The 19794-nt window shown below is 66.3% G+C and carries 14 protein-coding genes and 1 pseudogene; 8 read left to right on the top strand and 7 right to left on the bottom strand.

The features are described 5' to 3' along the window. Nucleotides 1-127: 127 nt before the first annotated feature. The gene (locus MA07_RS21195) at nucleotides 128-865 is read left to right on the top strand and encodes a Crp/Fnr family transcriptional regulator (RefSeq protein WP_036356461.1); all 738 of its coding nucleotides are present in this window, start codon (nucleotides 128-130) and stop codon (nucleotides 863-865) included. On the opposite strand, the gene MA07_RS21200 is transcribed toward MA07_RS21195, so the two are convergent. The 3 genes from MA07_RS21200 to MA07_RS21210 form a co-directional block, all read right to left on the bottom strand. Continuing rightward, the gene (locus MA07_RS21200) at nucleotides 862-1725 is read right to left on the bottom strand and encodes a bifunctional helix-turn-helix domain-containing protein/methylated-DNA--[protein]-cysteine S-methyltransferase (RefSeq protein ID WP_036356974.1); all 864 of its coding nucleotides are present in this window, start codon (nucleotides 1723-1725) and stop codon (nucleotides 862-864) included. The genes MA07_RS21195 and MA07_RS21200 overlap by 4 nt on opposite strands. 216 nt (nucleotides 1726-1941) lie before the next feature. Then, nucleotides 1942-2826: a hypothetical protein gene (locus tag MA07_RS30260; RefSeq protein WP_052003406.1), complete on the bottom strand. Its 885-nt coding sequence runs from the start codon at nucleotides 2824-2826 to the stop codon at nucleotides 1942-1944. Between the two features lie 542 nt (nucleotides 2827-3368). Next, nucleotides 3369-3878: a DUF2244 domain-containing protein gene (locus MA07_RS21210; protein ID WP_036356464.1), complete on the bottom strand. Its 510-nt coding sequence runs from the start codon at nucleotides 3876-3878 to the stop codon at nucleotides 3369-3371. 20 nt (nucleotides 3879-3898) lie between these two features. On the opposite strand from MA07_RS21210, the gene nth reads away from it, so the two are divergent. Further along, nucleotides 3899-4642, top strand: coding sequence for an endonuclease III (gene nth / locus MA07_RS21215; RefSeq protein WP_036356466.1), 744 nt, complete (start codon nucleotides 3899-3901; stop codon nucleotides 4640-4642). A 263-nt stretch (nucleotides 4643-4905) separates the two neighbouring features. Here nth and MA07_RS21220 read toward each other — a convergent pair whose 3' ends face one another. Further along, entirely contained in the window at nucleotides 4906-5703 is a 798-nt protein-coding gene (locus tag MA07_RS21220; protein ID WP_036356469.1) for an undecaprenyl-diphosphate phosphatase, read from the bottom strand. Nucleotides 5704-5880: 177 nt separating this feature from the next. Between MA07_RS21220 and MA07_RS21225 the strand changes: the two genes are divergently transcribed. Together MA07_RS21225 and queG are read left to right on the top strand one after the other, a co-directional pair. Next, on the top strand, nucleotides 5881-6573 hold the full coding sequence (locus MA07_RS21225; RefSeq protein ID WP_036356471.1) for a glutathione S-transferase family protein: 693 nt from the start codon (nucleotides 5881-5883) through the stop codon (nucleotides 6571-6573). Next, nucleotides 6471-7715: a tRNA epoxyqueuosine(34) reductase QueG gene (gene queG, locus MA07_RS21230; protein ID WP_200879416.1), complete on the top strand. Its 1245-nt coding sequence runs from the start codon at nucleotides 6471-6473 to the stop codon at nucleotides 7713-7715. The genes MA07_RS21225 and queG overlap by 103 nt, the downstream gene beginning before the upstream one ends. Nucleotides 7716-7720: 5 nt before the next feature. Here the strand turns inward: queG and MA07_RS21235 are convergent, their stop codons facing one another. Both MA07_RS21235 and MA07_RS21240 read right to left on the bottom strand, forming a co-directional pair. Then, nucleotides 7721-8575 carry a GNAT family N-acyltransferase gene (locus MA07_RS21235; RefSeq protein ID WP_244445330.1) on the bottom strand — a complete coding sequence of 285 codons (855 nt, stop codon included), beginning with the start codon at nucleotides 8573-8575 and terminating at the stop codon, nucleotides 7721-7723. Between the two features lie 254 nt (nucleotides 8576-8829). Beyond that, nucleotides 8830-10359, bottom strand: a pseudogene (locus tag MA07_RS21240) (YifB family Mg chelatase-like AAA ATPase). A gap of 369 nt (nucleotides 10360-10728) precedes the next feature. On the opposite strand from MA07_RS21240, the gene MA07_RS21245 reads away from it, so the two are divergent. Beyond that, nucleotides 10729-11181: a response regulator gene (locus tag MA07_RS21245; protein WP_036356476.1), complete on the top strand. Its 453-nt coding sequence runs from the start codon at nucleotides 10729-10731 to the stop codon at nucleotides 11179-11181. 65 nt (nucleotides 11182-11246) lie between these two features. On the opposite strand, the gene mutS is transcribed toward MA07_RS21245, so the two are convergent. Next, nucleotides 11247-13961, bottom strand: coding sequence for a DNA mismatch repair protein MutS (gene mutS, locus MA07_RS21250; protein WP_036356478.1), 2715 nt, complete (start codon nucleotides 13959-13961; stop codon nucleotides 11247-11249). A 148-nt stretch (nucleotides 13962-14109) separates the two neighbouring features. Between mutS and MA07_RS21255 the strand changes: the two genes are divergently transcribed. The 3 genes from MA07_RS21255 (at nucleotide 14110) to hrpB (ending at nucleotide 19779) form a co-directional block, all read left to right on the top strand. Then, complete coding sequence (locus tag MA07_RS21255; protein WP_036356481.1) at nucleotides 14110-16401, top strand: NADP-dependent malic enzyme; 2292 nt, start codon at nucleotides 14110-14112, stop codon at nucleotides 16399-16401. A 138-nt stretch (nucleotides 16402-16539) separates the two neighbouring features. Then, nucleotides 16540-17151 (top strand): HAD family phosphatase, encoded by a 612-nt coding sequence (locus MA07_RS21260; protein ID WP_036356484.1) that lies wholly within the window; start codon nucleotides 16540-16542, stop codon nucleotides 17149-17151. Nucleotides 17152-17313: 162 nt separating this feature from the next. Then, nucleotides 17314-19779, top strand: coding sequence for an ATP-dependent helicase HrpB (hrpB, locus tag MA07_RS21265; protein ID WP_036356487.1), 2466 nt, complete (start codon nucleotides 17314-17316; stop codon nucleotides 19777-19779). Nucleotides 19780-19794: the final 15 nt, after the last annotated feature.

Genomic DNA, 19794 nt, shown 5'->3' on the forward strand with positions numbered 1-19794 from the left:
CCAAGCAGCTGAAGGGCTCTTGACCAGAGGCTGGTCAAGCGGGAGGCTCGGGCCTACCATGCCCGACGCATAGCCGGTGTGGCTGTGGCTGTTGCGGGACGCCGTTCCCGCGAGAAGGAGCCCGACCATGATGGCCCGTTCCCCGAATGGCCTGATGATCCGCAAGCTGGAGAGCATCTTCGCGCTGACAGACGAGGAGAGGCAGGCCCTCGACAGCCTCCCGGTTCAGGTCACGGTCTTCAAGCCCGATCGGGACATCGTGCGCATCGGGGACCGCCCATCCCAGTCCTGTCTGATCCTGGAAGGCTTCACCTGCGTCTACAAGCTCACCGCCGAGGGCAAGCGCCAGATCGTGGCCTTCCACGTGCCCGGGGACATCCCCGACCTGCAGAGCCTCCACCTGAAGGTCATGGACAACAGCGTCGCCACGGTGAGCCCTTGTACGCTGGGCTTCATCCCGCACGAGGCCCTGCACGACCTCTGCAACCGCTATCCGCGGATCACCGCCGCCCTGTGGCGCGAGACCCTCGTCGACGGCTCGATCTTCCGGGAGTGGATGACCGGCATCGGGCGCCGCGAGGCCTACAACCGGATGGCCCATCTTCTGTGCGAGCTGTTCGTCCGCCTCAAGGCCGTGGGCCTGGTGGAGGACGAGACCTTCGATCTGCCCATCACCCAGACAGAGCTCGCGGACGCCATCGGGGCCAGCACGGTCCACGTCAACCGGGTCCTGCAGGAGCTGCGGGCCGACGGGCTCATCCGCAGCCGGGGAACGCAGGTGAGCATCCTGGACTGGGAGAGATTGAAGGCAGCGGGGGATTTCGACCCGCTTTACCTGCACCTGCGGCAGGACGGAAACGCCTAAGCTTCGCCTCCGCTCAGGCTCCGCCCGGCCTCCCAGCCCAGGATCGCCTGCTTTCGGGTGAGCCCCCAATGGTAGCCGGTGAGCGCGCCGGAGCGGCCGAGCACCCGGTGGCAGGGCACCACGAAGGAGACCGGGTTCTTGCCCACCGCCGCGCCCACGGCCCGGCAGGCGGCGGGCTTGCCGATGTGGCGGGCGATGTCGGAATAGGTGGTGGCCCGGTCGCGGGGAATCCGCAGCAGGGTCTGCCAGACCCGGACCTCGAAATCCGTGCCGATGAGCACCACCCGGAGCGGCTGCTCCGCCTGCCACTGCGACGGGCTGAAGATGCGTTTCGCCACCGGCGCCGTGGCGGCCGGGTCCTCCACGTATTCGGCCTTCGGCCAGCGGCGGGTCATGTCGGCGAGCGCCGCCCGGCGGTCTCCGTCATCCACGAAGCCGAGCCCTGCGAGCCCCCGGTCGGTCACGACCAGCAGCGCCTCGCCGAAGGGCGAGGGGTGGAAGCCGAAGCGCATGGTGAGCCCTGCACCGCCCGCCTTGTAGTCGCCCGGCGTCATGGCCTCGTGGGTGACGAACAGGTCGTGCAGCCGGGCCGGCCCCGAGAGGCCGAGCTCATAGGTGGCGTCGAGCACGCTGGCGGAATCCGCCAGCAGCGCCTTGGCGTTGTCGAGCGTGATCGCCTGGAGAAAGGCCTTAGGCGACAGGCCGGCCCAGCGCCGGAACAGGTGATGCACATGAGTGGTGGACAGGCCCACATGGTCGGCGATCGCTTCCAAGGACGGCTGCTCGCGCCAGCGCTCGGAGATATACGCGATGATCCGGCGCACGCGCTCGTAATCGGAATGGGGCTCGTCCGGCACCATGAGGTCGGCCGGTTCGATGGTGATGTCGCGCAAGGTATCGAGCATGGGGATGATCCTTCATTGCCGACCATCCTAGCCATTGAGCGGGCACGCGACACCCGATTTCTGTTGCGCATCCCAAGGCACTGCCCAGCGTTAGGGAGCGTGTTCCATCGAAGCCCATGGAAAAACCCTGCCTCGAAGGGCAGGGTTCTCACGCAGGAAGGGCCAGGCCTGTCAGAGCAGGAAGTCTGACCCGTAGAGCTTGACGACGGAACTGTTCACCTGAACGCTGAAGTCGGCCTTGCCGTCGCCGTCGACGTCGCCGCTGACCTTGAACCCCTTCGAGGTCCTGTCCCATTCCAGCTCGCTGGCCTTGCCGGTGAGTTCGGCCACGAATTTGAAGCGCTGGTTGCCAGCGGCCTTCGTATTCGCGTCGATGGCGGAGAAATCGATCTTGTCGCCCCGCAGGAAGTCGGTGATCACGTCGCAGGCGGCAGCGGTCGCGCCGCTATCGCCCTTGGACTTGAAGATGAATTTGTCGAAGCCGTTGCCGCCGCGAAGGATGTCCCTGCCGGACCCGCCGTAGAGATCGTCCCTGCCGGCACCGCCCCGAAGATCGTCCTTGCCGCTTCCGCCGAGCAAGTCGTCGTTGCCGCCCTCGCCGCAGAGAAGATCGTCATTCGCCCCGCCGGAGAGCGAATCGTCTCCTGTGCCGCCGTAGATGTCATCGTCTCCGATGCCGCCCCTGACGTCGTCATCGTCGTCGCCGCACAGGATGTCGTCGTCATCCTCGTCCTCATCATCCTCATCCTCGTCGTCCTCATCCTCGTCGTCTTCGAGGTCTGCGGCCTTGAGAAGGCGAGCCGCTGGGGTCGACAGGCCCGTGATGGCGACGAGGGAGGTTTCACCATCCATCAGGGTGATATCGCTGACGGTTCCGGTGCCCGGCAGGACAGTGCTTCCCGAGAGGCCAGTGCCCTTCAGCGTCAGCGTATAGCCGGCATAGGATCCCGATGTGAACTTGACCGTCCAGGTGGTGGCGGTTGCCGTAACGTCCGGTGTGGCATCCTCGAAAAGATCGTCGAACAGGTCCAGGTCGATGAAGGACTTCTTGCTCATCAGGTTTTGCCCCTAGCTAAGTTAAGCTTGGCATTCATAGCATGCTCAGCCTGACAATAAGCAGATAGGCCATGAATACTTTAGGCTACGTTTCGGAAGCATGAAGGCGGCACAAGCCTTCCTGAACGAATTCCGGGGCTGTGACGTGGATGGAGGAGTGCCCCTCTCCCGACCCTCGCTGACGCGAGGGCCCCCCTCTTGCGCAGAGGGGAGAGGGAAGACAGGCGTATGTTCTCATTTTGTTCTTGATTTTGGTCCTAAGCTGGGCTATAGCTATGGACATCCTCGCCCGACGAGGGGCGCGCTCGCGAGGCGTCGCAGATGCGGGGTGAGGAGCGGTCCCGCCGCAGGTCTCGCAAACCTGTGATCGCGGGTGGCCGATCCTGGCTTGATCCAGGTCCGCTGAAACAAACCGCGCGTGACGAGCAGCTTGGCTCTCACCTTCCACACCATAGCATCGAGCCGGGCTGCACGACACGCCACCCTCGACTGACCTTCAGGCTCGCAGCTCACGCTGCGGGCCACACCGTGCTGGTTCTTTCTCAATAGCCCCGCTTCACATCCGCGAGGGCGCGGCCCAAGGCTTCGGCCAGGGTTTCGCGTTCCGCCGGGGAGAGATCGCGGGCGATCACCACGTGGTCGTTGCGGGAGGAAAGCGCCAATTGCTGCATGCCGTATTCGTCGTCGATCTTCCGGTCGAGGCGGGTCCAGAGCGGGTTGAACTGCCAGTCCTTCACCTCGCCTCTCGGGTCCACCTTGCGGAACAGGAGGCGGATCGGGGTCAGCTCGAGCAGCTCGAAGGCGTCGCCCTGCCGGTAGCTGACCCGGAAGGCGATGTAGAGGCCCAGAAAATCGAGGCCGAAGAACCCGGCCACCGGCCAGAAGCCCATCACCACAAAGGGGATGCTCGCCACCAGGGAGGTGAGGCAGACCAGCACCATGACGATCCTGAACCCCTGCGGGCTCAGCGACCGGTGCGGACGGATGACGGCCGAAAACACCGGCTGCTCGAACCGGTCCGCGCCATCAAATGTCGCCTTGCTGCCTGCCATAGCCTGGATATAACGCAGAGATGTCCGATCTGAAGCAGCCATCCCGTCGCATTTCGAAGCCCAAACAGAAGGCCGCCGTGCCGGCGAAAGCCGTCGGCAAGGCCGTGCGCTCCCGCGTGCCGAAGCCTGTCGACCGGGCCACGATGGTCGAGATCTTCCGCCGCTGGCACGCGGCCAATCCGGAGCCCAAGGGCGAGCTCGACTACACCAACCCCTATACGCTGCTGGTCGCCGTGACGCTCTCGGCGCAGGCCACGGACGTGGGCGTCAACAAGGCGACCCGCGCGCTGTTTCCCGTGGCCGACACGCCGCAGAGGATGCTCGAGCTCGGCGAGGAAGGCTTGCGCCAGCACATCAAGACGCTGAACTTCTTCAACACCAAGGCGAAGAACGTCATCGCCATGGCCCGGCGCCTCGTGGAGGAGTTCGGCGGCGAGGTCCCCCGTTCCGTCGAGATCCTCGAGACCCTGCCGGGCGTCGGGCGCAAGACCGCAAGCGTCGTGGTCAACATCGCGTTCGGGGATCCGCGGGTGGCGGTCGACACCCACATCTTCCGCGTCACCAACCGCCTGCCGCTCGCGATCACCAAGACGCCGCTGGACACGCAGGTGGCCCTCGAAAAGCTGATCCCGGACGAATACCGGCTCCACGCCCACCACTGGCTCATCCTGCACGGCCGCTACATCTGCAAGGCGCGCAAGCCCGAATGCTGGCGCTGCCCGGTCAACGACCTGTGCCGCTATCCGGACAAGACGATTCCCTAAATCGGAACACCCGTGGGCCTGAGGCAGCGGGGCTGGGTCGGAACACAGGCGATGCCGGGCGTCGAGCAGGCCAGCCCTTCCGGAACACGCCGGCAGACAACGCAACTGTCGGTCCATTCAGCGCAGGATGGCCCTGGAGCCGAGCCCTGACTCGGAGCTTGAGACACCGCAGTTGCACTTGCAATGATCGCAGATGCTGCAACCAGCAACGCGACCGCAATGGAGAGAGTGACGGCCAGAGCCTCGTCGCGCGACAGCACGGATCAGCCGTAGACCATGAGGCCTGCAAGACCCGCGGCTCCGACGAGGATGCGCCAATAGGCGAAGGGCGTGAAGCCGTGGCGCGACACATAGTCGAGCAGCATCTTCACCACGACGAGTGCGGCCACGAAGGCGGAAATGAATCCTGCCACGATGATCGCGGCGTCGTTGGCGGAGAGGATCTTGTAGTTCTTCAACAGGTCGTAGGTGAAAGCGCCCGCCATGGTGGGCATCGCCAGGAAGAACGAAAATTCAGCGGCGGCGCGCTTCGAGGCGCCCATCAGCATGGCGCCCACGATGGTGGCGCCTGAGCGAGACACGCCCGGGACCATGGCCACGCATTGGATGAGGCCGATCTTGAAGTACATCGACAGGGGGAACTGGGTTGCGTCCGTCTTCGTCGCCTCCAGGGGCATCCGGTCGATGGCCAGCAGCACGAAGCCGCCGACGATGAGCGTCACGCACACGATCCACGGGTCGAAGAGCACTTCCTTGATGAAGCCGTGCAGCACCGCGCCGATCAGGGCCGCGGGCAGGAAGGCCACCAGCATGCCGATGACGAAGTGGCGCGCCATGGGATCGTGCGGCAGGGCCTTGGCGATCGACCAGAGCTTGTTGAAGTAGACCGACAGGATCGCCAGGATCGCGCCGAGCTGGATCAGCACCTCGAAGGTCTTGCCCGTCGATTCGAACCCCAGGAAGTGGCCGACGAGGAGCAGGTGGCCGGTGGAGGAGACGGGGAGAAACTCCGTCAGCCCTTCGATGAGGCCGAGAAAGAGCGCCTCGATGATTTGCGACATCGTTGAAAATCCTGAGAACGGCGCCAGATGCGGGAGCGCCTCGACCTCTGTCAAGAAAGGTTTGCGCTGCAGGCGCGGCCCTTCTGCGTCAGAGACATGAGATTCACCAATATTCCTTACCAACCCTTAACGAAGCACGGCCTTATTCTTGCCGCCTGTTTCGCGTCAGCATCATTCATGGCCACCCTGCATTCTTATCCCTTTTGCCCGCAGTCGCGGTTCGCGCGGCTCATCGTTGCGGAACTCGGCCTTGAACCGGATGTGGTCGAGGAGAAGCCGTGGGATCGGCGCATCCCGTATCTCGAGATCAATCCGGCCGGCAATCTGCCGCTTCTGGTCGATGACAACGGCCTCGCGGTGCCCGGGCCGGTGGGCATAGCGGAATATCTGGACGAGACCAGGGGGGACGAGCTTCGCGATCGCCGGTTCCTGCCTGGCGACCTCGCCGGGCGGGTCGAGGTGCGCCGCCTGCTCGACTGGTTCCTGATCAAGTTCCACGGCGAGGTGTCGGACTACCTTGCCACAGAAAAGATCTATAAGCGGTTCATGCCGGGCGAACTCGGGGGCGGTCCGCCGGACATGGGTGCGATTCGCGCGGCCCAGACCAATGTGCGATACCATCTCAAATATATCGGTTTTCTGATTTCCCAGCGGAATTGGCTCGCCGGCGACCAGATGACCTATGCGGATCTGGCGGCGGCGGCCCATCTGTCGGTGGTGGATTATCTCGGCGACGTGCCATGGAACGAGGACGAGACAGCGAAGCTTTGGTACGCCAGGATCAAGTCCCGGCCGTCCTTTCGCGCGCTCCTGGCGGACCGGGTGCCGGGCATGGCGCCGGCGGACCACTACGACAACCTGGACTTCTAGACGGCGAGGGGCTGAAGCGCGCCTTCGTCGAGCGTGCCAGGGCGCTCGGCTTCGATACCGTCCGCATTGCCCGGCCGGATTCGATCCCGCTCGCGCCGGAGCGTCTTCAGGCCTGGCTCGCGGCCGGGCATCACGGCTCCATGGACTGGATGGCGGACACGGCAGAGCGCCGCGCCGACCCACGCACCCTCTGGCCCGAGGTGCGCAGCGTCATCCTGCTCGGGCTGAACTACGGCCCGGCTGACGATCCTCTCGCGGAGCTGGCGCACAAGGATCGCGGCTACATCTCGGTCTATGCCCGCAACCGCGACTACCATGACGTGATCAAGGGCAAGCTGAAGGAGGCGGCGGGCTTCCTGGCCTCGAAAGCTTCGTCCGACGTGAAGGTGTTCGTCGATACGGCGCCGGTGATGGAAAAGCCGCTGGCCGAAGCGGCGGGCCTCGGCTTCCAGGGCAAGCACACCGTGATCGTATCGCGCGAGTTCGGCAACTGGCTGTTCTTAGGCGCCATCTTCACCACGGCGGAATTGCCTGCCGACGCGCCGGAGCGCAACCATTGCGGCTCCTGCCGCCGCTGCCTCGACGTCTGCCCGACGGGCGCCTTTCCGGCGCCCTACCAGCTCGATGCGCGCCGCTGCATCTCGTATCTCACCATCGAGCATAAGGGGCATATCCCCGAGGAGCTGCGCTCCGGCATCGGCAACCGCATCTTCGGCTGCGACGATTGCCTGGCGGTGTGCCCCTGGAACAAGTTCGCGCAGGCCGGCCGCGAGGCGCGGCTCGTGCAGCGCGACGATCTTGCTCTCCTGCCGCTGGCGGATCTCGCCCGCCTCGACGATCCTTCGTTCCGCACCCGCTTCGCCGGTACGCCGATCAAGCGCACGGGCCGCGACCGGTTCATCCGCAACGTGCTGATCGCCATCGGCAACGCAGGCGATGCGGGTCTCGCCGAAGAGGCCGAGCGGCTGCTGGACGACGCCTCGCCGCTGGTGCGCGCCATGGCGATCTGGGCGCTCGGGCGCTTGCTGCCGCCCGAGGCGCTGGCGCGGCATGCCGCAGAGCGGCTGGGGCAGGAGAGCGATCAGGACGTGCGCGAGGAATGGCGCAGGGCGATGGCGCCAGACGCCGAGACCCTGGCCTAACCCGCTCACGCCGCGTGGCGGTTCGCCGTCGGGCCGAAGTGGTCGATGTAGCGCGGGTTGATGGCCGAGACGGGCAGGACGACGAGCACGTCCGTAGTGCCGAACTGCCGGTCGATCACCGCGCCCGTCCCGAAGGTGGCGCCGACGCGCAGATAGCCCTTGATCAGGGGCGGCAGGGCATGAAGGGCAGCCTTCGGATCGATGGCGTCCTTGGGCAGGATGTCCATGGGGGTGAAGCGTTCCGGCAGAGCGCGGGCCTGCCACTCGACCGGTGCGGCGGCATAGTGGTGCAGGAAGCTCAAAGGAAGCGCCAGCGCCCGTGGGTCGGTGCCCTCCAGGCTGGCGCAGCCCATCATCACATCGATTCGATAATGGAGCACATAAGCCCAGATCCCGTGCCACAGCAGTTCGACCGTGCGCTTGGTGCGATAGGGCTTGAGCACGCAGGAGCGGCCGAGCTCCAGGAAGCGCAAGCCGGGATGAGCCTTCAGGAGCGGCGCGATGTCATATTCGCCCCGCGTGTAGAACCCGCCGTGGCTCGCCGCGATGTCCTGGCGAAGCAGGCGGTAGGTGCCCACCACCTTCGGCTTGGCCGGGCGGAAGGGCTTGGGCCTCACATCGTGATCGAGCACGAGGATGTGGTCGCAGATCCGATCGTACTCGTCCACGTCCCGGCGGGAGATCAGGGCTGCGCCGCTGGGGGAGGCCGACATCTCCTCGTAGAACACCTTGAAGCGCAGGCGCTGGGCCCGTCGGATGTCCTTGGCGGTGGTCGCCAGGCGAACCTCGAGGGAGCCGATCCGACCGAGAACCGGATCGAGGCTGCCATAGTCGCGGACGATCCTGTCGCCTCCGGGCATGAACTTGAACCCGTGAGGACGCGGATCGATGGGAGCCAGGCCGGCCGCGGCATGGTTCGAAAGATAGTCGCTCATCGCTGCCTCACAGAATCGTCTAACCGGCGCCGGATCGTGGCTGACGCCGCTCCGCTTCCGCTATGACATAAAGCCGGTACCAAACTGTTTTGTGACAGAAAACAATTGTGTGCCGGTGGAAAATATCGGGACCGATTCAGGGATTCACAAGCTGGCGGGAAGGGATCCTTGTCCTTCCATCACGCAGCGGCCGGGCGCCGGTCCGTGTGGGCCCGGTAGGAAAGGGCCTCGGCCACATGGATGCGCCGGACGCGCTCCTCCCCGTCGAGGTCGGCCAGGGTGCGGCCCACCTTCAGCACCCGGTGGAAGCCGCAGGCGGAGAGGCGCATCGCGTTGGCCGCATCGCGGATCAGGGACAGGCCCTCCGGATCGGGCTGCGCCACGTCCTCCAGCAGCGCCGGCGGGCAGGCGGCATTGGTGGTCACGCCATCGAGCTTCAGGGCCGCATAGCGTTTGGCCTGCCGCTCGCGAGCATGGGCCACCCGGGCCGCCACCTCGGCAGAGCCTTCAGTGGGGGACGGCAGGATCAGGTCGGCGGCGGTGACGGCCGGCACGTCGATGGACAGATCGATACGGTCGAGGAGCGGGCCGGAGAGCCGCGCCTGGTACTGCGCGATGCAGCGCTCGTTCGGCTGGCGGCGGCAGACATAGCCGGGCTCCGTGGCCTGCCCGCAGCGGCAGGGATTCATGGCGGCGACGAGCTGGAAGCGCGCGGGATATGTGACCCGGTGATTGGCGCGGGCGATCAGGATCTCGCCTGCCTCGATCGGCTGCCTCAAGGAGTCGAGCACCTGAGGCTGGAATTCCGGCAGCTCATCGAGAAAGAGCACCCCGTGATGGGCAAGCGAAGCCTCGCCGGGGGGGGGCGTTGAGGCCGCCGCCCACCAGCGCCGCCATGGAGGCCGAATGGTGCGGGGCCCGGAATGGGCGGCGGTTCGACAGGGCGCCCTCGGCCAGCAGTCCCGCCACCGACTGGATCATCGACACCTCCAGGAGTTCCCGCGGGGAGAGCGGCGGCAGGATGGAGGGCAGGCGCTGGGCCAGCATGGACTTGCCGGCGCCGGGCGGCCCGTTCATCAGGAGATTGTGCGCCCCGGTCGCCGCGATCTCGAGGGTCCGTTTGGCGCTTTCCTGGCCCTTGATGTCCCTGAGATCGGGCAGCATGCCGGAGGTGGGCATGATGGCGGGCTCGGGACGTGCCAGCACCTGGGTGCCCTTGAAGTGGTTGGCGAGCTGGATCAGGGAACGCGGCGCCAGGATTTCGATGTCGCTGCCGGCCCAGGCGGCCTCCGAGCCGCAGGCCGCTGGGCAGATCAGTCCATGCCCACGTTCATGGGCCGCCATGGCGGCGGGGAGCGCTCCCGCGACAGTGGTGATCGTGCCGTCGAGCGCCAGTTCGCCCAGAACCGTGAAGCCGCCCAGGGCATCCGCCGGAATGGCCCCATGACCGCAAGGGCGATGGGCAGGTCGTAATGGCTGCCTTCCTTCGGCAGGTCGGCCGGGGCGAGGTTGACCGTGATGCGCTTGGCCGGGAGCGCGAGGCCCGAGGCGATCAGGGCCGAGCGGACCCGCTCGCGGGACTCCGCCACAGCCTTGTCCGGCAGGCCGACGATGGTGAAGGCGACCGCACCGGGGGAAATCTGAACCTGGACATCGACCGTCCGCGCCTCGATTCCCTCGAACGCAACAGTGGAAACGCGCGTCACCATCCGGCTTCGACCTCCCGCAGACCCCGATGTTAGCGTGGAGTTCTGAAACGCGATAGTGTTGCCATGCTCTTGGGGGTGGACTCGATTTTCTTGCGGAACCCTGCTCCTGGATGAGCGTTGAACCCAACTGTACAGGGAAGGCCGAAGGGCGACTAAGTCTCCAAAACGCCTGTTCGGGAGGGGCCATTGCTGACACGGATCGACTCCATTCCGCTGAAGCCGCAAGGCGCACCCTGCCCATGAAACATTGATGCTTCTCGGAAGTCACCATGCTGATCTGTCGAACAAGAGGGCAGTTGACCTGGCGCAATCGAAAGCCAGGTACACGCGCAGAGTTTGGACTGTCCGCCGTCGCGGAGGAGATTCGGGTTGAGTAGCGATAAGCCTTTGCGCATCCTCGTCGTCGAGGATGAAATCCTGATCGCGCTCGAACTCGAAAGCCTGCTCCAGGATCTGGGGCATGACGTCGTGGGCATCGCAGCCTCGTCCAAGGACGCCCTTTCCCTCGGCCGGGATCTCAAGCCCGATATCGCCTTTGTCGACATTCATCTGTCGGATGGCCCGACGGGCGTTGACGTAGCGCGCCATCTCAGCAGCGAGCATGAGGTCACGGTGCTGTTCATGACCGCCAATGCCAAGCGTATCCCTGAGGATTTCGCAGGCGCCTGGGGCGTCATCGCCAAGCCTTATACAGAGCGCGGCGTGCGGGAGGCTCTCGCCTATGTGATGGCCGGCCAACCGCGCGAGGCTCAGGAGGCGCGAACGGTCACCTTCGTCCCTTTCGGCCCAGCGGCCCGCCAGCGTAGCTCCCAAATGTCCTGACGGCCCTTGCGGCCGAAGCATCGGATCCAGAAGTGGCCTCCACTTCTGGGATTCAATTCGATGCCCTAATTCTGTGACTTGAGCCGGTAGAGCGCATCGAGCGCCTCCCGAGGGGTCATCTGATCGGGATCGAGAGCAGCAAGCGCGGCCCGCAGGGCATCCTGTTTTGGTGCCGGTGGGGGCTCGTTGCGGACGGGCACGGCGAAGAGCGGCAGGTCGTCGAGCAACGCGCGCTTCGGAGCCTCGCGGTCGGATCTCTCCAGTTCGCTCAGGATCGTCCTCGCCCGCTCGACGACCGGTGACGGCAGGCCCGCGAGACGCGCCACCTGCAACCCGTAGGAGCGGTCGGCGGCGCCGGGGACGACCTCGTGCAGGAACACCACCTCGCCGTTCCATTCCGTGACCTTCAGGGTCGCGTTCGAGATGCGCGCCATGCGCTCGGCCAGCGCCGTCAGTTCGTGGAAATGGGTGGCAAACAGCGCCCGGCAGCGGTTGGTCTCGTGCAGATGCTCGATGGCCGCCCAGGCGATGGACAAACCGTCGAACGTGGCGGTGCCGCGGCCGATCTCGTCGAGGATCACGAGGGATCGGGCGGTGGCCTGATTGAGGATGGCAGCGGTTTCCACCATCTCGACCATGAAGGTCGAGCGGCCCCGCGCCAGATCGTCGGCAGCGCCCACCCGGGAGAAGAGCCGGTCGACGATGCCGATATGGGCTTCCCTCGCCGGAACGTAGGAGCCCATCTGGGCCAGCACGACGATGAGCGCGTTCTGGCGCAGATAGGTGGACTTGCCGCCCATGTTCGGGCCGGTGATGAGCAGGATGTGCCCTGCATCCTTGCCGGACAGGTCCGAGTCGTTGGCGATGAACGGAACGCCCTCACGCTTAAGCGCGGCCTCGACCACGGGATGGCGGCCGCCCTTGATCGTGAAGGCGAGGCCGGTGTCGACCACAGGGCGGGTCCAGTCGAGGCGCATGGCGAGATCGGCGAGCGCCGCCGTGACGTCGATGACGGCCATCGCTTCCGCAGCCGTCGCGATATCCGCCGTGAGATCGAGCAGCGCCTGCACCATCTCGTCGAACAGCGCGAGTTCGATCTTCAGTCCCCGGTCGGCAGCAGAAGCGATCTTCGACTCGAGTTCGCCCAGTTCCATGGTCGAGAAGCGCATGGCGCCTGCCATGGTCTGGCGATGGACGAAGGTGTCCTTCCAGGGCTCCTTGAGCAGGTCCTCGCCCACATTCTGCGGCACTTCCACGAAGTAGCCGATCATGTGGTTGTGCTTGACGCGGAGCGTCCGGCAGCCGGTCTCGGTGGCGTAGCGCGCCTGGAGGGCCGCGATGAAACGGCGGGAATCCTGCTGCAGTTCGCGCAGCTCGTCGAGGTTCGGGTCGAAACCGGCGCGAATGAAGCCGCCATCGCGCTTGAGCAGAGGCAGTTCGTCGGCAAGAGCGGCGCTCAATCGGTCCGCTACATCTGTGCGCAGGCCTTGGAGCACCTGGGCGGATTCCGAGAGCTCCCTCGGCAGATTGGGCGCAATCGCCAGCTCAAGCCCAAGCTCCCGCGCCGCGAACAGGCCATCACGTACGCAGGCCAAGTCTCGCGGCCCGCCGCGTCCCAGGCTGAGGCGCGAGAGGGCGCGGGCGATGTCTGGCGAGCGTTTGAGGGTGCGCCGCAGCCGGTCGCGCAGGTCGCCGTTCTCGACGAGGGCCGTGACCGAATCCTGCCGGTCGCGGATCAGGCCCGGATGGGTGAGGGGGCCGGCGAGCCGCTCGGCCAGCAGCCGCGCGCCGCCCGGCGTCACCGTGCAGTCGATGGTGGCCAGCAGGCTGCCCGCCCGCTCGCCCGACAGGGTGCGGGTCAGTTCCAGGTTGGCGCGGGTCGCCGCATCGATAGCGAGCGCCGCGCCGGAGGTGTCGCGGGAGGGCGGGTTGAGAACCGGGCGGCTGTCGATCTGCGTCTTCTCGACATAGAACAGCGCGCTGCCCGCCGCCGTGATCTCGGCCGGGCTGAAGGCCCCGAAAGCATCGAGCGTCGCGACCCCGAAATAGCTTTTCAGCCGCCGCTCGGCCGAGGCCGGATCGAGGCCCTCGCGGGACAGGGGCGTGATGGAGGCGCGGGTCTCCTGCCAGAAGCCCTTCAGCTCCGGATCGTCGTGGATCACGTCGGGCACCAGGATCTCGCGGGGCTCGAAGCGGGCGATCTCGGCCGAGAGGCCCGTGCCGTCGGTCTCACTTAAGACGAAATGGCCTGTGGATATGTCGAGGGCGGCCAAGCCGTAGCACCATTGCGTGTCGGAGGCCCGGCGCCGAGCGATGGCCAGCAGGTAATTGGCCCGGCCGGGCTCCAGCAGGCGCTCCTCGGTGATCGTGCCGGGGGTGACGAGGCGCACCACGTCGCGGCGCACCACCGACTTGGAGCCCCGTTTCTTCGCCTCGGCCGGATCCTCGGTCTGCTCGCAGACGGCCACCCGGTGACCCAGGCCGATGAGGCGCTGGAGATAGTCGTCGGCTCGCTCGACGGGCACGCCGCACATGGGGATGTCCTGCCCCTGGTGCTTGCCGCGCTTGGTAAGCACGATGCCGAGCGCTTGGCTGGCGATCTCGGCGTCCTCGAAGAACAGCTCGTAGAAATCCCCCATCCGGTAGAACAGCAGGCTGTCCGGGTTGGCGGCCTTGATCTCGATATACTGCGCCATCATGGGTGTGACGCGGCTGTCCTGCGCGGGCGCGGCACTCGATGAGACGGTCTCGGAGGCTTTATAGGCGGCTTGGGACGACATCCGTCCTGTGTAGCAAAGCTCAAGCCCCAGTTCATCCGTGTCATGGGGTCCGAAGGGCGCATGTGGACAAGTCTTGAGGAAGGCGCATCCTATGTCTTAAGGTCGCATCCCCCTTAGGAAACGCCCTGCTCACAAGAATCGGACCCTCATGACCGACGATCAGCGCCCGACCCGCCGCAAACGCCCCACCTTCACGGACCAGGAGGCGCTGCAATTCCACGCCCAAGGACGCCCCGGCAAGCTCGAGGTCGTCCCGACCAAGCCCATGGCGACCCAGCGCGACCTGTCGCTGGCTTACTCGCCGGGCGTCGCGGTGCCGGTGCTGGCCATTGCCGAGAACCCGTCGCTCGCCTTCGACTACACCACCCGGTCCAACATGGTGGCGGTGATCTCGAATGGCACGGCGATCCTCGGCCTCGGCAATCTCGGGGCGCTCGCCTCGAAGCCGGTGATGGAGGGCAAGTCGGTGCTCTTCAAGCGCTTCGCGGACGTGGATTCCATTGACCTCGAGGTCGATACGGAGGATGCGGACAACTTCATCAATTGCGTGCGCTATCTCGGCCCCTCTTTCGGCGGCATCAATCTCGAGGACATCAAGGCGCCGGAATGCTTCATCATCGAGGAGCGCCTGCGGGAGCTCATGGACATTCCCGTGTTCCATGACGACCAGCACGGCACGGCGATCATTGCAGCCGCAGGCCTCATCAACGCCCTGCATCTCACCGGCCGCGACATGGCGGAGACCAAACTGGTGGTGAACGGCGCGGGTGCTGCCGGCATTGCCTGCACGGAACTCCTGAAAGCCATGGGCTTCGCGCCCAACAACGTCATCCTCTGCGACACCAAGGGGGTGATCTACAAGGGCCGCACCGAGGGCATGAACCAGTGGAAATCGGGCCATGCGGCGGAGACCGACGCGCGCACGCTCGCCGATGCGCTCAACGGCGCCGATGCGGTGTTCGGGTTGTCGGCCAAGGGCGCATTCACCGACGACATGATCCGCTCCATGGCGCCGAACCCGATCATCTTCGCCATGGCGAATCCCGATCCCGAAATCACGCCGGAAGAAGTGGCGCGCATCCGCGACGACGTGATCATCGCCACGGGCCGGTCGGACTACCCGAACCAGGTCAACAACGTTCTCGGATTTCCCTACATCTTCCGCGGCGCCCTCGACGTGCAGGCGACCACCATCAACATGGAAATGAAGATCGCCGCCGCCCAGGCGCTGGCGGAACTCGCCCGCGAGGACGTGCCGGACGAGGTGGCGGCGGCCTACCAGGGAACGCGCCCACGCTTCGGACGCGACTACATCATCCCGGTTCCGTTCGACCCGCGCCTGATCCACACGATCCCGATGGCGGTGGCCAAGGCCGCCATGGATACCGGCGTGGCCCATCGTCCCATCGTCGACATGCGCGCCTACAAGGCGCTGCTTTCCGCCCGGCGCGATCCAGTGGCCGGCACGCTCAACCGCATCTTCGAGCGCGTGCGCAAGTTCCCCAAGCGTGTGGTCTTCGCCGAGGGCGAGGAGGAGCAGGTCATCCGCGCGGCCCTGTCCTTCGTCAACCAGGGGCTCGGCAAAGCCATCCTGGTCGGGCGTGAGGATCGCATCCACGAAACGGCGGTGCAGGCCGGCATCGATCTCGAAGGCCGCGACGGCATCGAGATCCACAATGCGCGTCTGTCGAACCGCAATGCCACCTATGCGCAGTTTCTCTACGAGCGCCTGCAGCGCAAGGGCTATCTGTTCCGCGACTGCCAGCGCATGATCAACCAGGACCGCAACCACTTCGCCGCCTCCATGGTAGCTTTGGGCGATGCGGACGCCATGGTGACGGGCGCGACGCGCAACTACTCCACGGCACTCGCCGACGTGCGGCACGTGGTCGATGCCAAGCCCGGCCATCGGGTCATCGGCGTTTCGCTCTGCCTTGCGCGGGGCCGCACTGTTCTGGTGGCCGATACGGCCATTCACGAGATGCCGAACGCTCAGGAACTGGCCGAGATCGCGATCGAGTCCGCGGGCGTCGCCCGTCGCCTTGGCTACGAGCCGCGGGTTGCGCTCCTGTCCTTCTCGACCTTCGGCCACCCAAAGGCGGAGCGTGCCGAGAAGATCCAGGAGGCCGTGAAGATCCTGGACGGAATGCGGGTCGATTTCGAATATGACGGCGAGATGGCGGCCGATGTGGCCCTCAACCGGGACGTCATGGCGCAGTACCCGTTCAGCCGCCTGACCGATACCGCGAACGTGCTCATCATGCCGGCGTTCCACTCGGCCTCCATCTCCACCAAGATGCTGCAGGAACTCGGCGGCGCGATGGTGCTGGGCCCGCTCGTGGTCGGCCTCGACAAGCCGGTGCAGATCGTCTCGCTCGGCGCCACCGACAACGACATCGTCAACATGGCGGCACTCGCGGCCTACAATATCGGCGGCTAGCGCTGGGCGCCTCCCTCAGGGCCGGTGCCTTGAGGGAGGCCGTCCCGCCAAATCTGAGCCCCCTTGCTCCTGAGAGTAGCGCCGGAGCTTTCCGCAGGCTAAACGCCTGGGCGGAAACGTGAAGGAAGACGCCCTACCATGAGCAAGCCGACCACAATCGTGTTCGACATCGGCAATGTGCTGCTGCGCTGGAACCCGCGCAATCTCTACCGCACCCTTTTCGAGGATGCGGCGGAGATGGAGTGGTTTCTTGAGAATGTCTGCACCCATGACTGGAACGTGGAGCAGGACCGGGGGCGCGACTGGGACGAGGCGGTGGCCCTTCTCGTCAAGGATCATCCCAAGCACGAGCCGCACATCCGCGCGTTCCACGAGCGCTGGAGCGAGACCGTCTCCGGCGTGTTCGAGGACCATGTGGCCCTGCTGCTCCGCCTGCGCGAGGCGGGCGTGCCGAACTACTGCATCACGAACTTTTCCGGCCCCAAGTTCATCCTGGCGAAGGAGCGCTTTCCGTTCCTCGCGGGCTTCGACGGCATCATCGTCTCCGGCGACGAGCGCCTGCTGAAGCCCGATCCCGCCATCTATCACCTCCTGCTCGACCGCTACGGGCTCAAAGCAGAGGATTGCGTGTTCATCGACGATTCCAAGCCTAATGTGGTAGCGGCCCGCGACGTGGGCATGCACGCGATCCACTGCGTCGAGTCTATCGATCTGGCTGCCGAGCTGCGGGCCTACGGTTTCCCTGTCTGACCTTGCCGCTGTCATCCCCGGCGGCCGTGAGGCAGGGAAGGGGATCCACGATCAGGCTCCACGCCATGGATTCCCTTCCCCTCCGCTGCGCTCCGGCCGGGCATGACAGCGGAGGTGACCAAGCACCCTTGCTCTCTCCTGCAGCTTGAGCCATCACGCGGCATGCGCGCTTTCGACACCTCCCTGCCCATCGATGCGGTCCTCGGCGACCTGACCGCGAGCCTGCGCGCGCGGCCAAACGTGGTGCTCGTGGCGCCGCCGGGCGCCGGCAAGACCACGCGCGTGCCACTGGTGCTGCTCGACGAGCCCTGGGTGAACGGGGGCAATATCATCGTGTTGGAGCCGCGCCGCCTTGCTGCCCGCGCGGCCGCCGCCCGCATGGCGCAGACATTGGGCGAGGCGGTGGGCGAGACGGTGGGCCTGCGGGTGCGCCTCGGCTCCAAGGTGAGCCGCAGGACGCGCATCGAGGTGGTGACCGAGGGCGTCTTCGCCCGCATGATCCTCGACGATCCTTCCCTGGAGGGTGTCGCGGCCGTGCTCTTCGACGAGTTCCACGAGCGCTCCCTCGATGCGGATCTCGGTCTCGCGCTGGCGCTCGATGCGCAAGGCGGCCTGCGGGAGGACCTTCGTCTCCTGGTCATGTCGGCAACGCTCGACGGTGCGCGGGTGGCGAAGCTGTTGAGCGAAGCGCCCGTTGTGGAATCGGAAGGCCGCGCCTATCCGGTCGAGACCCGCTATCTCGGTCGCGATCCCAACCGCCGCATCGAGGAGCAGGTGGGGGATGCGGTCACCCGCGCCCTTCGCGCCGAGGGCGGCTCCGTCCTGGTCTTCCTGCCGGGGCAGGGAGAAATCCGCCGGGTCGAGACGCTTTTGCGCGAGCGCGTCAACGATCCCGCCGTCGATATCGCTCCGCTCTACGGCGCCCTGGAACGGGGCGAGCAGGATCTGGCGGTAAGCCCCGCCAAGCCCGGACGACGCAAGGTGGTGCTCGCCACCTCCATCGCCGAGACATCGCTCACCATCGAAGGCGTGCGCGTCGTGATCGATTCAGGGCTCGCCCGTATACCGGTTTATGAGCCGAATATCGGATTGACGCGTCTGGAGACGGTGCGCGTCTCGCGGGCTGCCGCCGACCAGCGGAGGGGCCGCGCGGGCCGCACGGAACCCGGCGTGTGCTACCGTCTGTGGGAGGAGGCTGCGACCGGAGCGCTGGAGCCCTTCGGGCGACCGGAGATTCTCTCCGCCGATTTGGCGCCGCTGCTCCTCGATTGCGCCGCCTGGGGCGTTGCCGATCCAACGACGCTCGCCTTCCTCGATCCGCCGCCCGCACCGGCTTTGAAAGAGGCGAGAACGCTGCTGCAGCAGCTCGGCGCTCTCGATGGCGAGGGGCGCATCACGGAGGTCGGGCGCCGCCTGCGCGACCTGCCGCTGCCGCCGCGATTGGCCCGCATGGTGTTGATCGCCGGCGAGAGCGGCCAAGCGCGTGATGCGGCCGATGTGGCGGCCGTTCTCGTCGAGCGTGGCCTCGGCGGCGATGCGGCGGATCTCTCGGATCGCGTCGAGCGCTTCCGCCGCGACCGCTCCAAGCGGGCGGAGGACATGCGGCGCATGGCGGAGGGCTGGGCGAGGGGCAGCAACGGCACATCGAGGGGAGAGCCGCGATCCATCGGCGCGCTGCTGACGCTCGCTTATCCCGACCGCCTCGCCAAGGCGCGGGGCAAGCCGGGCGAGTATCTCATGGCCAATGGGCGCGGCGCATCGCTTGAAGCCCATGAGCGGCTCGCCAAGGAGCCCTATCTCGCCGTGGCCGAAATCGCCGGCGGCGCGGCCTCGGCGCGCATTCTTGCTGCCGCTGCCATCTCGCCTGAAGAGATCGAGGTTCATTTCAGCCATGCCATCGAGCAGCGCGACGAGGTCGCCTTCGACAGGCAGGCGCGGGCTCTTCGGGCGCGGGGCGTCCGGCGTCTGGGTGCTCTGCTGCTGAACGAACGGCCGCTGAAGGTCCCGCAAACGGAGGAGGCGGCGCGTGCGCTCGCCGAAGGCCTCGTGTCGCTGGGGCTCGATGCTTTGCCCTGGTCTAAGGCCCTGGCGCAGTGGCGTGAGCGCGTGATGTTTCTTCGCAAAGCCGAGGGCGAGGAATGGCCGGATCTGTCCGATGAGGCGCTGACGCGTACCGCGGACGAGTGGCTGGCGCCGCACTTGGTCGGCAAAAGCAGCCTCGGCGAGATCGGCGCCGATCTGCTGAGCGAAGCCCTGCGTGGCTTGCTGCCGTGGAACCTGCAGCGTCGTCTCGACACAGAGGCGCCGACTCATATCGAGGTGCCGACCGGATCACAGATCCCGGTCGATTACGGTGCTGAAGAGGGGCCGGTCCTCGCAGTGCGGGTGCAGGAACTGTTCGGGCTCGACAAGCACCCCACCATCGCGGCCGGGCGCGTGCCGCTCATCCTGCACCTGCTCTCGCCGGCGCAGCGCCCGATCCAGATCACCCGCGATCTGCCGGGCTTCTGGCGCGGCTCCTGGGCGGCGGTGCGGGCCGACATGCGCGGGCAGTACCCGAAGCATCCCTGGCCGGAGGATCCCCTGACCGCGCCGCCGACGCGGCGTGCGAAGCCACGGGGCACATGACCCCGATGCTGCTTT

Origin of the sequence: Microvirga sp. BSC39 (assembly GCF_000739015.1) — a bacterium.
In the GTDB taxonomy this organism is placed as follows: Bacteria; Pseudomonadota; Alphaproteobacteria; order Rhizobiales; family Beijerinckiaceae; genus Microvirga.

Coding starts and splice junctions, on each gene's coding strand:
- MA07_RS21255 (WP_036356481.1), top strand. CDS start 14,110: ATGACCGACGATCAGCGCCCGACCCGCCGCAAACGCCCCACCTTCACG.
- MA07_RS21195 (WP_036356461.1), top strand. CDS start 128: ATGATGGCCCGTTCCCCGAATGGCCTGATGATCCGCAAGCTGGAGAGC.
- MA07_RS21260 (WP_036356484.1), top strand. CDS start 16,540: ATGAGCAAGCCGACCACAATCGTGTTCGACATCGGCAATGTGCTGCTG.
- mutS (WP_036356478.1), bottom strand. CDS start 13,961: ATGTCGTCCCAAGCCGCCTATAAAGCCTCCGAGACCGTCTCATCGAGT.
- nth (WP_036356466.1), top strand. CDS start 3,899: ATGTCCGATCTGAAGCAGCCATCCCGTCGCATTTCGAAGCCCAAACAG.
- MA07_RS21235 (WP_244445330.1), bottom strand. CDS start 8,575: ATGCCCGGAGGCGACAGGATCGTCCGCGACTATGGCAGCCTCGATCCG.
- MA07_RS21225 (WP_036356471.1), top strand. CDS start 5,881: ATGGCCACCCTGCATTCTTATCCCTTTTGCCCGCAGTCGCGGTTCGCG.
- MA07_RS21210 (WP_036356464.1), bottom strand. CDS start 3,878: ATGGCAGGCAGCAAGGCGACATTTGATGGCGCGGACCGGTTCGAGCAG.
- MA07_RS21200 (WP_036356974.1), bottom strand. CDS start 1,725: ATGGTGCCGGACGAGCCCCATTCCGATTACGAGCGCGTGCGCCGGATC.
- hrpB (WP_036356487.1), top strand. CDS start 17,314: ATGCGCGCTTTCGACACCTCCCTGCCCATCGATGCGGTCCTCGGCGAC.
- MA07_RS30260 (WP_052003406.1), bottom strand. CDS start 2,826: ATGAGCAAGAAGTCCTTCATCGACCTGGACCTGTTCGACGATCTTTTC.
- MA07_RS21220 (WP_036356469.1), bottom strand. CDS start 5,703: ATGTCGCAAATCATCGAGGCGCTCTTTCTCGGCCTCATCGAAGGGCTG.